Here is a 16,387-nt window from a genome sequence, read left to right on the forward strand (position 1 = left end):
TGCCATTTTACCTATAAGGCCGAATCAAATTCCCTTTCCCAAAGTAAAACTATGGGTACTCAGAAAAGCATGTCTCTTGTTTAAAATCATGGTAACAAATTTAAAATCATAATAACAAAATCATTCACCGTGGCTTGAAAAACTTCAAGCCACATTTAAAAAACTTAAAAATGAAAATCACTAATGAAACAGAACTGATGTACAACCAGAAAGGTTCCCTTGTAACAGTTCCTGACAAACAATTTGAAGCCTTGCAAACAGTAGAAGGCCGATCTCTTTTATTCTCAATTGGCCTGGATAATATTTTGTTTTGCACCCGGGAGGTCCCGGGTGATACGCATGGCTGGGTAAGAGTGGACCTGAGTTCCTCTCTTTCCGCTTCCTGTTATGGTGGCGCTCCTGTAGTTGCCAAAACTTTTGATATTGCACAGGACCTTACCTATACCAATTCAGTGGATATCGCACTGGTGGTAACTGTAGGTGGCATTGATTATCTGCATCTTGTTACCGGGTTTGATAATACGTTTGATAACTGGACAAGCAACGCCCCGTTGTTTGATGAAACCAGCCAGTTTAAATTTGACTATCCCGGTGATACACTCAGCACCTACCAGGCAATGCCGGTAAATGAAGTGCAGATCGTTGACAGTAATGATGGAAACGGTATGCAATATATTATCGTTGACCTCGTGAACGCTTCACAAACACTTTCCCGGTTTTACATCGATACAACAAAGCAGCATGGTTATGCCTGGTTGCCGCATAATTTACAGGCAACACTGGTACCGGGTAAGGTTACTTCATTTATTGGCTGCGGTCCCAAGGATGGACCGAACGGGCCGGCATTTAATGTGGGTGGCGTTTATGTGCTGGGAACAGTAAATAGCCAGGGACAATTGTTTTATACACCAACCTGTAACTACCTGCATCCTGAAGAACATGCTGAGTCAACCATCTTCAATTTACCAGCGGGTTACAACAGCGAATATATGGCCATGGGGTTGTCGTCCCCGGCTGCAGCAGCACCCTATACCGATCTCTTCTTTGCATCCAATGGCACGCTTTATTTCTTAGCAAATGCTGACCAGATTGATACAGAAACCACAAACCCAACACCACAGCCCATTTACTCGCACGACCTTTTCAAAAACATCCAGACCATGCAGGTAAAAAACTGGAACGATAATATCGTTATCTGGGGACAAAGCCTGAGCACGGATGGTTCAGGTACATCACAGTTATTTATTATGGAAGGTGTTGCAGGGCACGAAACAGATGGCGCAGCAGCGGGCGTAAACGGTACTGCGTGGAGCGTTCCGATCCCGCTGTTGCTGAATGTTGAAAATTCATCGGCATATGTAAATAACAACTATAGCCTGGATAGCTCTTTAGATAGCGAAAATGGTAATGCTTATGGCAGTTGCAGTGTGCTCTTCGCTCACCTTGGTGACGACACTGGCAGGTCGACAAATGATTATCCCGCTCCCGCAGGTGGTAGCCTGGTGCAGTTGTTCCAGGACCCGGTAACTGGTGCATGGCAGCAAAGATTCATATTAACTGTGCCTAACACTTACCTGGAGATGCATGAAACCGAATCATATACAACACATATCACTGTTACAGACAACAACAATATTTCGCAGCCAGGTATTACGGCATATATCTGGTCATCCAGTCCGACCAGTGTTTATGTAAACAATGTTTATACGACGCTTGAATTTGATTCACCTTACAAGGCAACGGCCGATGTATTGGGTATCATCAATATTATGCAGCCGGTTGATTCCATAGGTGGTATCTCATATTATGTTGCTGTCCAGGATCCCGACACTGCATCACCGACCTATCAGCAATGGACAACCGAAGCACTAAACCCGCTTACGGTTATAAACGCCAATCTTGCAAAGCAGGTTCCTGATGGAGACAATAACCATTGTGGCGGAACGGTTCCGGATGAACAGGGTAATCCAACAAACCTGGCAGGCAGCAGTTCTGCCACTGACCAGCTAAAGACCTCGCAGAGCATTTATGCTTTCGGTCAGCACAAATCTGATGTGAATGCAGATGGCCTCACTGCCGACCAGGGAACATGGCCCGATCCTGCCACTGCAATTGCAGCATTACAATCGGTTCAAGTTGGAGCGTTGTCGGCTGCGACGATATCCCGTCACGGAAGGATACAAAGAACAAAAAAGTTTGCTAAACCCGCACGCCAGGCGAAACACCTGCGCTTTAATACAGCGACAGATAAAATCTGGGGAACCACCTTCGGTGAAAATGGCAAACATTACCAGGGACATGAAGCCATGAAGGAAATGGGGCTTGTTGTAAATGCAGATGGAACACTCGCGTTGCAGCTAAGCAACGGGAACCTCGTGGGCAGCAGTAGCTGGTTCGAGAGCACAGCGGGACACATCTGGAAATGGCTGAAAAGCGCAATCAACGAACTGGAGTCCGTTATTGTTATTACCCTGGACGCGGTGGGACTTCACTGCGTGGTGACTATTGCCGGCGAAGTTTATCATTTTGTAATAAAATGTGCGAATGATATTGCCAACGCTGTTCATACTGCTTTGAATGCAATTGAATCTGCCTTCAAGAAATTAATCAGCTGGATAGGTAGCCTGTTTGCCTGGGGCGATATCAAACGCACCCACCAGGTTTTGAAACAAATGTTTACGACCTATGCCAACAACTGTATTAATAATATCAGTACTATCCAGGACCAGTTAAACTATGCGGCTGAGCAGGCAGTTGCCAATATAAATAGCTGGGCCGGTCTTCCCGATAGCACCTTTCCTACGGACAGTTATTCAAGTCAGAATGCTAATGTCGATCAGTCGAAGGGACAAAATTCACCATCATCAAACTGGGGACATACGCAGTCCGGCAATAATGCTTCAAGTGGCACCTCCTCTTCAGCCGTCGGGGAGATTGGCGACCTGCTGGAAGATTTCTTTACCGCCGTTGTGGTGGAAGCGGATATTATTATCCAGGCGATTGATCAGATCAAAGAAATTATTTCCAATATTACATCACAGCCTCTTGAAACAACAATCAAACAAATAGTAGCAGTAGTGGCAGATACTGTTATTGAATCTTCGGTCAACGTTACCGATACGTTGCTTACGGCAGCGGGGCAACTGTTAACTGACCTGATAGAAACCACACTGGGGGCTCCTATTTATATTCCCGTATTGTCGAGCTTATATAAAACCTTTATTGGCGATGAGCTGACTATTCTTGACCTGGCATGCCTTGTTACTGCAATTCCCGTGAACATTATTTATAAAATTGCCAACAACATGCAGGCACCTTTCCCTGATAATTCCTCCACAACTGCGCTCATCAGTGCTACAAACTTCAACGATTTTATCAGTGCCGCTGCCAATATACAGTTGCCCGCCGTGTCTGCATCAGCGTCCAACGTGTCTGCATCAGCAATATCACTGGGATCAACCGCTTCAGACGACTGGGAAAAATTTGTCGGTGGTGTAAAAGCGCACTGGACATTAATCGGGAATGCCTGTGCATTGGCGGGATCTATAGGTGTAAGTATTTTTGGCGTGGCGAAAACGTTGAAATCAGATAACTATTGGTTGGCGAGTGCCTATACAGCCTTTTATTTACCTTATATCGGACCGGATATTATTGCAGCCATTACTTCAGCCGGAAACCCGGGAAAGTTTTGGTATAATTATTTCAACGTCGGAATGGCCGCTACCGCGTTTTTGAAAGCCGGGATAGATATCTATTGTGTATCTGAGTACAGATCAATGAACCCGGCGGCCGCAGCGGCCGTCACCGCAGCTCCGAAAAAAGCGCTTGCCGGGGGCCTTGGTGCGGGTGAAGATGATGATCCAATAGATGTTCCGCCCGGACCACCAGCTGAGGTTCCTGCTATGGGAGAAGATGTGGAAGCTAAACCGGGATGGCGCAAACCTTTCACCAAGGATGATGGGTCATCTACCGGGAAAACCTGGACCGACATTTCGCCATTCGTGGATGCGGCGCTCAATCTGATTTGGTATGCACCTGTGATAGTTGCCTTTGTGGAAGCAAAGAATCATAACTGGGCTGACCCTTATGGCAGTTATAAATCCAATGTGCTGCAGTGTACCGGCAATTGCATGTTTAACTTCGGTGGAGTGATTGCCCCGTTCCCATCCTTCGCGCCAAGTCCTTTCAAAGAGATAGCTATGGGTGTGCAGGTAGTTATGAACCTGGGGTATGGTTCAATGTCGCTTGCAAGTACCTGGGAATAATCTTAAACAAAATAGCCTGTTTACGCCATTGTCAAATGTTGGCGCATGGGATAATTCTGCAGCGATAATAAAATTAAGCAGTGCCGTTGATGCGGCACTGCTTAATCTTCCCTAAATAAAAAGGCTGTAAACACAGATATAAAACACAAAATATTTTCAATAAAAAAATAAAACAAATTTTATGAGTATTCAAAATTCTAACCTGATACAAACAAAGTATAGTTACGATACTGTAGTGGCTGTTACGCAGAAAGCATTAAACAATGCGATAGAAACCTGGTATGAAGATGCAACAACATTTTCGCTGGTAACTTATTATTTTATAAAAGACAGTTCGGGCAACCCGCAGGCTATTGACAAGGCAAGCTTGTTAAAACTTACAAACAACATCGATCCGCTGAGTGCAACCTTAACATCCGCCCAGCAAAAAACACTATCAACCACCGTATTTTATTTTGCCTTCAGTTTCATTATCGGTAACCCGGCTAATGCTTTAAACATCAATTATATTACCCTGAGCCCCGGCACTGACACTGTACAGTATGATCTTTTATGCCGGACATTGCAGGTAGCTTTCTGGAACCCAGACAATCAATCCTGGATCAGTATAAAACAAACAACTGCCAGGGAATTCAATATCAGTGCAGATATCAACCTGAAAAATGTGCTGGATAACAGCAATCTTCCACCGAGAGTACAGGCAGCCGTAGATACACTTGGTGGTACAGATGTAAATGTGCAACAATTACTTTTCGACCTTGATAGCGCTGTGGTAGCTCCAACCACCACGGTGGCAGGGCTAAGCAGTAGCTGTTCAGTTTTTAAACCATTGATGCAGCAATTTGCAAATGCTTATTTCAGTACCTACACTGCTCAAAGCGGTGCATTAAATTATGCTTTAACAACATCAAATACTGCTTCTCTTGCTCCGACTAAAATGGACTGGTATATAAATGCATTTGTTGACAGCAAGGGCAATCTTATTTCAAACCCGACAGAGGACCAGCAGGACCTGGCCACCCTGAGTTATCTTTTTGCAAATAACAGCGATAAACTAAACCCATCGGCCCAGCTAAACTGGAACTGGCTTGAAGACAACGGCAGCAGTCATAACCCTGACATGGATACAAATGCTGATGTAAACAAATATGATGGCGCTATCTCCGTTAAACGCGATGCTTTTGCAAATTATCTTATCAGCCAGTTGAACGGTTATGTACAACAAAATTGCTGGGCACCTTATATTGATCAGACCCCTGAAACCTATGGTGACCTGGTTTTTACCCTGGGCACGCCTCCTTCAAATGTTTTTTCGGCATATAACCCCAATTCGATGGCCGATGGAGAACCTGACCAGTTATTTCTTTATTTTTATGATAAGATCTTTACTTTACCGGTGGTACAGGTTATCCCTGCCGCAACAATGAATGTAACTTGTTTTTTTGATTTGCAGGTTTATCTTGGTGATGGCAGCACGGCCCCCGTGAACAGGCTCACCCTGCAGCAATCGTTCCATATCCAAATCAGTACTACTTTAACCGATCCAACTACCGGCAAGGCGAAAGTATACTCCGGCTCCCCGGTCAATAAAAGCTTTACTGATGTATTTAATGTACAGGTTGATGACCATGGTAATATTGTATTCGTGAAAAATTCAGCTCTCAGTACAAGCACTGATATATCTACCGACGTAAACCTGCCTTTTGAAAATGACTGGGATTCAACGGATAGTTATGTTCAGAATTTAGCAGCCAAAACATTTTCGGAAATCCCTTTTACCTTTCCACAACAGTTTGTATTTCCCGGCGGTAATGCATTCACTTTCCAGGATGCTCAGTTCTCCGGTTTTTCCGACCTGGTTTGTCATTTTACCTATAAAGCAGAATCATAATAAAAAAATCATCAGCTTTATCCGGCGCTCTTCATGAGAGGGCACCCGGATGAAGCTTACTGAAAAATCCAGGAAGCTTAATCTTAGTGAATTTTTTATTTTATTTAATGCAGACTTGAACTGGAAATGGTTTACTATCCGTCCACCTAAAATCATCCACCTAAAATCAATGGTAAAAGTATGGACCAATATTCAAATGTAGCTCCGCAGTTTATTAACTGGTGTTTTGATGGAAAAGGCTAACGATAATATTTAGATGCTTATCTCGACTTCAGCGCCTGGACCGGCTCATCATTTATTGCCTTATCATAGATCTTTTGAAAAAATACAGCCACCTTTTCATTTGTTTCTTTCAAGCCTTCAATATTTTGTTCGATCATAGCCTGGCATTTTTCTAATGCGATTTTATTATCTCCAAGGTCAATCAGTGCATTCTCCTCTCCTTTCTCCCGATCCTCATCAAGATCAACAAAATCATCAAGCATAAGATGTGCAACCGCCAGATAGTACCATCTGCGAAGTATAGTATTCATCAGTTCATGATCGATGGGCAAATCAGTGCAGGTAAACAGGAAGGCATCAGCCCGGTCCAGCGCTGCTACTGAAGTGCCTAATGAATATGTATGAGTTGGCTCAGATTTAAAATAACTGAGGAGGTCATCAAACAGCTCCTGGTTAACAACATGTGGCAGGAAAACTTCGGACATTCCCTTTATATAATCGTCAAAGGGGATCCTTTTTCTTTCATATTGCATTACGATATCAAAGGATTGCTCCATCCTGGAAATTCTTTCCGGGTCGATGACCAGTTTTTTATCAACGCCCGATTTATAAAGGGCGTCCATTATTATGGGGATGAACAAGAACCCGGTACCAAATGAAAGATATAAAAATCTGCCCTTCCAATATAAGTTGTTTGCAGGCACTTTACGATCGGCAAAAAACTGTGCAATTTCAAAATCAAGTCCTAGTTTTTCCGATAAAAAATGCTTCGTAATTACCATCGGTTCAGTTTCTGCAATAATACCGAACAAAGGCGGGTAAATACGTATAATTACGAATTCTTTTTCATCAATGCGTTGGTTCTCAACAAAAGCCTACCGTTTTTTTCTTCAACAGTTGCGGTAATTCCACGATGATTGTATATTAGGTAAGTGATAGATTTGATTTAATCAATATCGAAATAATTATGTATCCGCCAGGCATAGAAAATCTTCTAAGAATATATTGGTTATTTGCCGTTATCATGCTAACACTGGCATTAATTGCCCTATTAGTTGGTATTGTCAAATGGAGAAAAGGAGACAATTCACGAACTACCCTGCTTATCGTTCTATATTTATTGGCTCTCCTATTCCAGGGATTTCTATCAATGAGCCTTGCGTATTGGGGCCATGTTAATGGTGATCATTCCATTGACGCTCTGTCAGGCAACATTTTTATGATAGTTGAGTTTTTAATCTTCAACATCTTATTTTTCAATATGGTTAGATCGCCAAAAGCAAGAACCGTTATTAAATGCTTTGTCATCCTTTTCCCTATTATTTGCATAATTTATTGGACACGTACCGCCGAACTTACCAAAGACTTTTATACTTTGTCAGTATTGGAAATATTTTACCTTATTTCTATTTGTCTTGTATATTTTTATGAACTTTTTTCTCAACCGCCAACGCGAACTCTTACTAAAGAAAAAGATTTTTGGATTGCAACAGGAACATTATTTTATCTGGTTTGTTCAGTTCCAAGCTTTTTAATCTTGCAATTTATTAGTGCAGCAGAACTATATTTTTTCGAAACCATACAATCGATAAGTCTGTTAGTTTCAGGTTGTTTGAATCTTTTCTTTATAAAAGCGTTATTATGCAAGACCAAACAAGAAACATTATCACCGTTGTGATTTTTTCGATATTGTTAATGGTAATACTGACAACGTTCATAATATCTATTTACTTCCAATATCAAAAACGACAAATTCTATTCTTCAACAATATCGACCAATTAAAGCTTGAGTATGAAAAGAATTTGTTGACAGCTCAACTTGAAATTCAGGAAAATACCTTGCTTAACATTTCACAGGAGATTCACGATAATATAGGTCTGTCATTGACTTTAGCGAAACTGAACCTCAATTCTATTGAAGGTTCAGACACAAAGAAACTTGAAAACCTTCTTTCAAATACTAAAGAACTTTTGACAAAAGCTATTAATGATTTGAGTGACTTGTCCAAAAGCTTCAATGCAGAGGTGATAATGAATCAAGGATTTTTGCCATCAATTGAACATGAAATTTTGCGACTAAAAAAACTGCTATCTCATAAAGTAGAATATCGCATCAGCGGTGAACCATACTTTATTGATTCGAAAATTGAAATACTGCTCTTTAGAATCTTCCAGGAATCGCTGAATAATATATTAAAGCACGCAGCCGCAAAGAAGGTGCTAATTTCGCTATCTTATAATGTCGACGAATTTGTTTTCTCTATTATAGATGATGGAATTGGATTTGATGTCACTAAGGTAACGTCACATAAGAAAAGCCGGGCTGGTATAAAAAATATAAGAAAACGTGCGGAATTAATTTCCGGAAAAGTAACGATTGAAAGTAAAGAAAAAATAGGAACTACGATTTGCATTAACATCCCCATAAAACCGATTGTCAATGATAAATAATTCCGCTATAATAACAGTTGCTTTAGCCGATGATCATGTTCTTTTGAGAAACGCATTGGCAGGATTAATTAATGATTTTGGTGATTGTAGAGTCATCATACAAGCGAGTAATGGCAATGAGTTAATCGAGGCCATAAAAAATGGCCAAATCCCGAAAGTCGCTATCTTAGACTTGAATATGCCTGATAAAAACGGCTACGATACAGCTAAATGGCTAAAAGAAAACTATCCGGAAATTGAAGTGTTAATGCTCACTATGTATGACTCCGATTTAGCTCTAATTCGACTTCTTCAGGTCGGAGTGAAGGGGTTCCTCAAAAAAGATGTTCACCCATCGGAACTGAAATTTGCAATCAAGTCTGTGGCAGAAGAAGGTTATTATTATTCGCACAACGCAACAGGAAAATTGGTTAATTTATTTAGGAAGGGAAAGGAGTCATCTGCAATGCAAAAAGCAGTTTTAAGTGAGGTTGAGATCAACTTTTTGAAATCTTGTGCCTCGGAAATGACATATAAAGAGATCGCCCAAATAATGAAGTTGAACCCCCGCGCTGTAGATAATTTAAGAGACAATCTTTTCACAAAGTTAGATGTAAAAAGCCGCGTTGGGCTAGTAATGTATGCTATGAAGCATGGGGTAGCAACCTTCTAAGTTTAGTCTATAAGTTTATTCCTCATCCCATACATTATAAGACCAGCGATCGTTTTGGCGCCAACTTTAGATTTCATGTTTTGCCTAATCGTTTCTACAGTTCTAGGACTCAAAAATACTTCTTTAGATATTTCTTCTGTAGTCTTATCTTCTGCAAGAAGTTTTAGTATTCTGATTTCTTTGTCAGAAAATTTTACAGGATTGGGATAAAACTGGCGAACCTGCCTTTTAGTTTGCAATTTCGAAAGCACGGCTTTATTCACCAACTCATTGAAATAAAAATCATCGTTCATACAAGTTAGTATCGCTTGATAGATTTCTTCGGGATCTGAAGTCTTAGTTAAATATGCATTTGCACCCATCTCCATCATTTTCGTTATCATCTCCTGATCGTCATACATAGTCAACACAATGATTTTCACATCATCATATTCCTTCCGCAACATTCCTATCGCATTAACTCCATCTACTTCTGGCATTCTAATATCCATCAATAATACATCAGGCTTCTTAAGAAGCATCTTATGCATCAAGTCACGTCCATCTTCAGCCTCCCAGAGTATCTTAAGATAGTCTTTACCTTTTAATGCCATCTTGATACCATCACGGAAGATTTTGTGATCATCAGCGATGGACACCTTGATTACTAATTCAGAACTCATGTTAGGTTTGGCAATTTTTAATGGATTATGGTTTTAAGTTGTACAATCTAAAGGTTGATGATGAATTCCAGTTTCTCATTGACAACTAAGCACTTATGACAAGATATACATTCTAACAATAAAAAAGTAAAACGCTAAAAAATATTGTTAAAATAAACTGTATCCAGGTGATTTTTTATAATTAATTGATACAGATCATCCCAAATATAAGTAAGCATGTAGGTTTACGCGGGATATTTACAGAAATATGATAGTAAAAATACGGTCTCCAAAATGTAAAGTTACGTATATTTTTATCGAATTTTTACCTGTTTATTCTACTCTAACCCTTTACTGTATTGGATTTCAGGCAAATTACTTGTTTTTAACTAAGGGAGCACCTGTTGGCCAGATTTTTTTTTTGCAGTTCTTTCACGCAGTTAAAATAAACCTCAAAAAACTTACATTATGATGAAAAATCTTACACTCGAAAAACCCGCCATCGCGTCGATTGGCGAAGAAATCGGACTTGAATTAGGTAATGAAATGGTCTCAAGTTACCAAATATCTAATCCTAATGACGTTTTCGCTTATGAAGTTGGTAGAGACATTATCGATCAAATTCTTGCCCAACCAGGATGCCACGGCCTAAAATTCTACAACGCCTATAATGAGAAAGGTGAAAAGACTTTAGTATATGTAGGTTTAGATGGATCAGGCAAAACAATTACAGAGATATCATTGGTTGCTGCTGACGGATCTTTTGTTCAAAAGAAAGGTATAGTTGCAGATCGAATCAGAGTACCAGGTGGTCCTGTAAGAGAAGGTATTGCTGAAGATGCTGACAGTTTTATTTGGACAGTGGATTAATTGTCAACTAACAAATTTAAATATCTGAATAAAGTTATAGCAGTTTTATATATTTGATTCTAAATCAGACAATAATAGCTGCTACATTAGAATATATTACTTTAGCCTCAGTAACAATACCCTTAGTATCGTATCTTTTTTTTTGTAAAAGAAAACAAGATATTGTTCTAAGGGTATTATTTTTTTATATAGTGTATTCGTCTGCAAATGATAATATTCTCTATTTTGTAGTATCTGAAAGACCTTCTTTACTTAAACTGTATCATTTCTTGATAAGTCTGTTTACAGTGGTGGAATTTTCTATTTTAGCATGGATACTTCGGCGACTAAACACATCAAGGCTTCGGAGAAGAATCATAACAATCTGCGCAACAGGCTTTATTTTGTTTTGTATTCTAACTTATTTCAATTCGCTAAAACAGCTCTCCTTTGACTCTATGCCCGCGTCGATAGAAGCTATTCTTTTATTAATATTTTGTATTTTTTACTTTTACGAGCAACTCACAATGGTTGTTTCGGCCCCTATTTATAAATCAAATCGCTTTTGGATTGTTTTCAGCATTATGGTTTATACCTCTTTAAGCTTTTTCCTATTTCTACAGTCTTCAATCACTCCATTTCAAATTATTCAAAGTTATTGGGACATAAATCTAGTTTCTAACATCCTAAAAAATATCATTTTTGCCATTGCGTTCGTTATTAAGGACGAAACGCCTACAAATAGTGGCGATAATCGTAAAAATGAGCTAATATTCAGAACTACACCCTCATATAAACCCTAACTACGGCCACGATCAAATGATTTTTCTCGAAATTCCTACCGACAACAATATTTCTACTGTACTCTTTTTTGGTACTGTCGGTATGCTGGCGCTTACGATTGGGCTGATTGTGTTTATCATTTTTCACCAGAGAAAGGTAATCAGGTACCAGAGTAAACTCCAGTTAATGGAGCAGGAACAGCAAAAAATGCTGTTGAATGCCTCCATAAGGCTCCAGGAAGAAGAAAGACAAAGGATAGCAGCAGATCTCCACGATGATGCCGGACCATTGCTGGCTACTGCCAGGTTATACCTGAACGAAAACCTCGTTAACCTGGATAAGCAATCCCAGCTTCAAAGTATTTATAATGCCAAACAGATCATAGACGATACTATACAATTGATCAGGAACATCTCGCATAGCCTGATGCCACCGACATTGAAGAATTTCGGACTCGAATCAGCAGTAAACGACTTGTTCCAGAAAATCAGCGGTTCTGGCAGCATGAATGCCAGCTGCCGTTTTCACGACTACCGGGAACGCCTGCACGCCGACCAGGAACTAATCATATTCCGGGTTATCCAGGAGCTGATCAACAATATTCTCAAACACAGCAACTCCAGCTTTATTCACCTGACCCAAAACCTCAACGGCAACAACCTCTATATAAGGATGCACCACGACGGCCGCGGAATTACCCAGGCAGATTTTGAAAAGCTCAACAAAAGCAATGTGGGCCTTGGTTTGAAGAATATCCAAAGCCGCCTTAAACTGGTACATGGCCAGATCTTTTTTGAAAAGGATATGTCCCAGACCTATTATAAAGTGACTATTGAAATACCAAAAACAGAAGAGGAACTGTCACGTACGTGATTACGTGTTTCCACTTAGGTAACATGAAGATTATCATGCGGCCAGACAAGGGGAGTTTTTTTGATGTACTTTTAATCAGCCAATATCGTTAATATCTTATGGGCCCCATAAAAGTCGCTATAGCTGATGATCACAAAATATTCCGCAAAGGAGTAATTCTTTCATTACGCCCATACACCAATATCAAATTTGTTCTCGAAGCCGAAAATGGCCAGGAATTGCTGAATAACCTGCCCGCCGCCGAAGAACTTCCCGAAGTGATCCTGATGGACCTCCGGATGCCTCAAAAAGATGGCATCGAAACTACCAAGGTGGTAGCCAAACAATTTCCCAAAATTCACATCATTGCCCTCACCATGTACGAAGACGAAAGATTCGTTAGCCACATGATGGAAATAGGTGCCAATGGTTACCTGCTTAAAAGTGCGGATCCTTCGGAAATAAGAACGGCCATCATGGAAGTAATGACCAAGGGTTATTATCTCAATAACTTTGTAAACAGGATCCTGCTTAAGAACTCGCACTCGAGACAGAAAGTGGTACCTACACTCACCAGCGAAGTAACACTGAGTGAAAGGGAAAGAGATGTAATAAAATATATCTGCATGGAGTTTACGGCGCATGAAATTGCGCAGAAGCTCGATGTCAGCCCCAGGACAGTAGAAGCCATCAAAGACAGGTTAATGGAAAGATTCGGAGCAAAAAATACCGCAGGTCTCGTGTTTTATGCAGTCAAAAACAATCTCATAGACTAGCTCAATATATTAGCGGGTACACACGAAAATTAGCAGGTAAAGGCGAAAATTAGCGGGTGCTTGCGGATACCCCCGGTGTATATATATGTATGGCTGAACAGGTCTTAAACTTCATTTCAGATGACTGAACAACTAAAACTTCATTTCAGGTATATCACCATTTATAACCAACCGGCCGGCAGTTTTTGATTTGATTTCTTCAACCGAAACACCCGGCGCTCTTTCAATCAACCGGAATCCACCTCCAGGTAAAACATCAAGCACTGCCAGGTCAGAGACAATACGTTTCACACAATGAACACCAGTTAGCGGTAAGCTACAGGCCGGCAACAACTTTGATTCGCCTTTTGGATTTGTATGCATCATGGCCACAATGATGTTTTTAGCACTGGCTACCAGGTCCATTGCGCCACCCATCCCCTTCACCATTTTGCCGGGAATCTTCCAGTTTGCAATATCACCGTTTTCAGAAACTTCCATTGCCCCCAGCACAGTAAGGTCAACCTTGCCTGCGCGGATCATACCAAAGCTCTCGGCACTGTCAAAAAAAGAACCGCCAGGTAATACTGTAACCGTTTCTTTCCCGGCATTGATCAGGTCAGCATCTATCTCTTCTTCTGTTGGATAGGGGCCCATCCCCAACATTCCATTCTCGGATTGAATGGTGATAAAAATTCCGGCAGGTATATAATTGGCAACAAGAGTTGGAATACCAATACCCAGGTTCACATACATGCCGTCCTGCAATTCAAGGGCGATTCTTTTAGCGATCGAGTATTTATCGAGTGACATAGGCTGGTATAAATTATAGATCCTCTAAAGGGCTGTATGTGGTTCTAAACAACGATTTCAAAATATCAGATTAAATGTTTTAATCTTTAACCATGGGCAATCTTAACGGTCTTTTTCTCTATTCTTTTCTCATAACCTGAACCTGCAAAAATGCGATGTACATAAATGCCCGGCACATGAATATGATCAGGATCGAGTTCGCCCGGTTCCACCAGGTGCTCAACTTCTGCAATGGTAATATTACCGGCACGAGCCATCGAAGTTGAAAAATTGCGGGTCGTTTTTCTGAAAACCAGGTTGCCGAAGCGGTCCCCTTTCCAGGCTTTCACGATGCTAAAATCGGCATGCAAGGCAAGTTCCATCAGGTACATCTTGTCTCCAAACTTTCTTACCTCTTTACCTTCAGCTACCTCGGTGCCATATCCTGCAGGAGTAAAAAATGCGGGTATCCCCATACCGGCCATCTGTATACGAGTTGCCAGAGTGCCCTGCGGAACCAGTTCCACTTCCAATTCATTGTTCAAAAGCTGTCTTTCAAATTCAGCATTCTCCCCAACATAAGAGCTGATCATCTTTTTTACCTGGCGCGTCTTCAGCAACATGCCCAGTCCAAATTCATCCACACCCGCATTGTTTGAAATACAGGTGAGCCCGGTTACTTTCTTTTGAACCAGGGCTGCAATTGTATTTTCAGGTATGCCGCATAATCCAAACCCCCCAAGCATAAGGACAGATCCGTCTCTTATATCTTCTATTGCAGTATTTGCATTGGAAAAAACTTTATTCATAACTCCGTATTAAATGAAGATCACTCCATAATAAATGAAGATCGATGACCTGGTGAAGTTATCAATTACCATCGAAACTATTGGGAAAGGTCAGAATGAGGTAATAGGTTTATCACCAATAAACCGATTGGAATATTGAATGAGGTTGAGATATTGAAAGTGGTTAAATATTGTAAGATGTTTAGGGTATAAAGGCGCAAGAAATGATAGACTCGTATGTTAGACCGCATGGTGTGAAGGCCTCCAATTATTTCAGACTATCTTATTTCAGACTATCCTTACGAACTGAGTCCTTAGGCTTGGGAAGCGAATCAGGCGGATTAGCCATTCGCGGCTTGTAACTTTCCTCTTTAAGACGATTCGCTCTTTGCAGAATGGTATCCATAATAACCTTGCTAAGGTCGGGGCGGGTCATATAAAACTTATAGCTTTTTACAAATTCTTCCCGGCTGATGTTGTTCATCGAAAAAACCTCGGCATATACTTTAAAGGTTTCTTCGGTTATATTTTTCTTTGCGCTGTCTTTCGTTATAAACTGAGCAGCAAACCTGTCTGCAAGCATCATATCCCATAACACCTTTTCCATCTTGTCTTTCGGTAGAACATCAGACGGAGTCTTTGATTTATCCCTGCAGGCAATGAACAAACAAAATATCATTATAAGACCCGTAAACTTCATCCGTTCTTTATTATTTTTTTATGGGCATTTTATCTTAACTCCTGCCTGTACCGGTTTGAATTTGATATATCCAGTTTTACCAGCATCTCCTGGGCCTTTTGTTTTTCTTCCGGTGTACCTTTTTTAAAAATACGTATCAGCTCGGTTGCTTTTCCCTGGAAAAAGAACTGGACAATCATGGTATTCGGAATGTCGTTGTTCATTGTATTAAACTGCCCGATAGTGTTCAAAATTCCCGTTCTTCCTGCAGCTTCGTTTTCATAAAGCAGGTCCATCCCGAGCCGGTAATAACTATAAAACGCATCATGCACAATTGCATAACGGTTATTTGTCAGGTTTTCTATCAGCCAATACCGGTTACGTAAACCATCAAACGCTTTCCAGCCTGAGATGTCGCGGCCTTCGGGAGCATTGTTTACAATAATCTGCGCCTTTTGGAAAAATGGATCACCACCCCGCAGCGAAAAAGAATTGAAATCGAGACCCAGGATCACATATGCATAATAAGCTAGGGTCGCACTGAGATTTGAAGCCAGGGGATCGGAACCGGTCACCCGGTTTTCATTGAACTCTATCGGCTGGTATTCGACGTATTTAAATGTAAAAGACTCATCCTGGAAATTGATCAGCGGAGTTTCATAAGTTGTATTGTAAACCGGTCTCGCGGCCTGCACTGTAATAGTTGCTTTATAAACATTCCCACCCATCGCCTCGGTTACATTGATCAGGAAATTACAAACGATCTT

14 protein-coding genes are annotated in these 16,387 nt (G+C 40.8%); 8 read left to right on the plus strand and 6 right to left on the minus strand.

What is annotated here, in order from left to right:
- Positions 1 to 170: 170 nt before the first annotated feature.
- Positions 171 to 4,265 (plus strand): hypothetical protein, encoded by a 4,095-nt coding sequence (locus tag VK664_RS27590; RefSeq protein ID WP_461401959.1) that lies wholly within the window; start codon positions 171 to 173, stop codon positions 4,263 to 4,265.
- 181 nt (positions 4,266 to 4,446) lie between these two features.
- Positions 4,447 to 6,156 (plus strand): hypothetical protein, encoded by a 1,710-nt coding sequence (locus tag VK664_RS27595; protein WP_461401960.1) that lies wholly within the window; start codon positions 4,447 to 4,449, stop codon positions 6,154 to 6,156.
- A gap of 260 nt (positions 6,157 to 6,416) precedes the next feature.
- On the opposite strand, the gene VK664_RS27600 is transcribed toward VK664_RS27595, so the two are convergent.
- On the minus strand, positions 6,417 to 7,160 hold the full coding sequence (locus VK664_RS27600; protein WP_461401961.1) for a hypothetical protein: 744 nt from the start codon (positions 7,158 to 7,160) through the stop codon (positions 6,417 to 6,419).
- A gap of 185 nt (positions 7,161 to 7,345) precedes the next feature.
- Here VK664_RS27600 and VK664_RS27605 point away from each other — a divergent pair, with 185 nt between their 5' ends.
- From VK664_RS27605 to VK664_RS27615, 3 genes are read left to right on the plus strand one after another with little or no spacing between them, the layout of a single operon-like run.
- Positions 7,346 to 8,056, plus strand: a complete 711-nt coding sequence (locus VK664_RS27605; RefSeq protein ID WP_461401962.1) for a hypothetical protein — start codon at positions 7,346 to 7,348, stop codon at positions 8,054 to 8,056.
- Positions 8,020 to 8,829, plus strand: a complete 810-nt coding sequence (locus tag VK664_RS27610; RefSeq protein ID WP_461401963.1) for a sensor histidine kinase — start codon at positions 8,020 to 8,022, stop codon at positions 8,827 to 8,829. The genes VK664_RS27605 and VK664_RS27610 overlap by 37 nt, the downstream gene beginning before the upstream one ends.
- The gene (locus VK664_RS27615; protein WP_461401964.1) at positions 8,819 to 9,481 is read left to right on the plus strand and encodes a response regulator transcription factor; all 663 of its coding nucleotides are present in this window, start codon (positions 8,819 to 8,821) and stop codon (positions 9,479 to 9,481) included. Before VK664_RS27610 ends, VK664_RS27615 begins: the two co-directional genes overlap by 11 nt.
- A gap of 2 nt (positions 9,482 to 9,483) precedes the next feature.
- Here the strand turns inward: VK664_RS27615 and VK664_RS27620 are convergent, their stop codons facing one another.
- Entirely contained in the window at positions 9,484 to 10,143 is a 660-nt protein-coding gene (locus tag VK664_RS27620; RefSeq protein ID WP_458926583.1) for a response regulator, read from the minus strand.
- Positions 10,144 to 10,590: 447 nt separating this feature from the next.
- Here VK664_RS27620 and VK664_RS27625 point away from each other — a divergent pair, with 447 nt between their 5' ends.
- From VK664_RS27625 to VK664_RS27635, 3 genes are all read left to right on the plus strand, one after another.
- Entirely contained in the window at positions 10,591 to 10,992 is a 402-nt protein-coding gene (locus tag VK664_RS27625; protein WP_461401965.1) for a hypothetical protein, read from the plus strand.
- Positions 10,993 to 11,790: 798 nt separating this feature from the next.
- A complete protein-coding gene (locus VK664_RS27630) occupies positions 11,791 to 12,627 on the plus strand; it encodes a sensor histidine kinase (RefSeq protein ID WP_461401966.1) in 837 nt (278 codons plus the stop codon).
- A gap of 98 nt (positions 12,628 to 12,725) precedes the next feature.
- Entirely contained in the window at positions 12,726 to 13,382 is a 657-nt protein-coding gene (locus tag VK664_RS27635) for a response regulator (protein ID WP_461401967.1), read from the plus strand.
- Positions 13,383 to 13,514: 132 nt separating this feature from the next.
- Here VK664_RS27635 and VK664_RS27640 read toward each other — a convergent pair whose 3' ends face one another.
- The 4 genes from VK664_RS27640 to porD form a co-directional block, all read right to left on the minus strand.
- The gene (locus VK664_RS27640; protein WP_461401968.1) at positions 13,515 to 14,174 is read right to left on the minus strand and encodes a 3-oxoacid CoA-transferase subunit B; all 660 of its coding nucleotides are present in this window, start codon (positions 14,172 to 14,174) and stop codon (positions 13,515 to 13,517) included.
- A gap of 86 nt (positions 14,175 to 14,260) precedes the next feature.
- Positions 14,261 to 14,962 carry a CoA transferase subunit A gene (locus VK664_RS27645; RefSeq protein WP_461401969.1) on the minus strand — a complete coding sequence of 234 codons (702 nt, stop codon included), beginning with the start codon at positions 14,960 to 14,962 and terminating at the stop codon, positions 14,261 to 14,263.
- A gap of 262 nt (positions 14,963 to 15,224) precedes the next feature.
- The gene (locus VK664_RS27650) at positions 15,225 to 15,641 is read right to left on the minus strand and encodes a DUF4296 domain-containing protein (RefSeq protein ID WP_461401970.1); all 417 of its coding nucleotides are present in this window, start codon (positions 15,639 to 15,641) and stop codon (positions 15,225 to 15,227) included.
- A 29-nt stretch (positions 15,642 to 15,670) separates the two neighbouring features.
- A partial coding sequence (gene porD, locus VK664_RS27655; RefSeq protein ID WP_461401971.1) for a type IX secretion system protein PorD occupies positions 15,671 to 16,387 on the minus strand: 717 nt, incomplete at its 5' end.

It is taken from the genome of Flavitalea sp. (assembly GCF_035489435.1).
GTDB lineage: Bacteria > Bacteroidota > Bacteroidia > Chitinophagales > Chitinophagaceae > DATHKG01.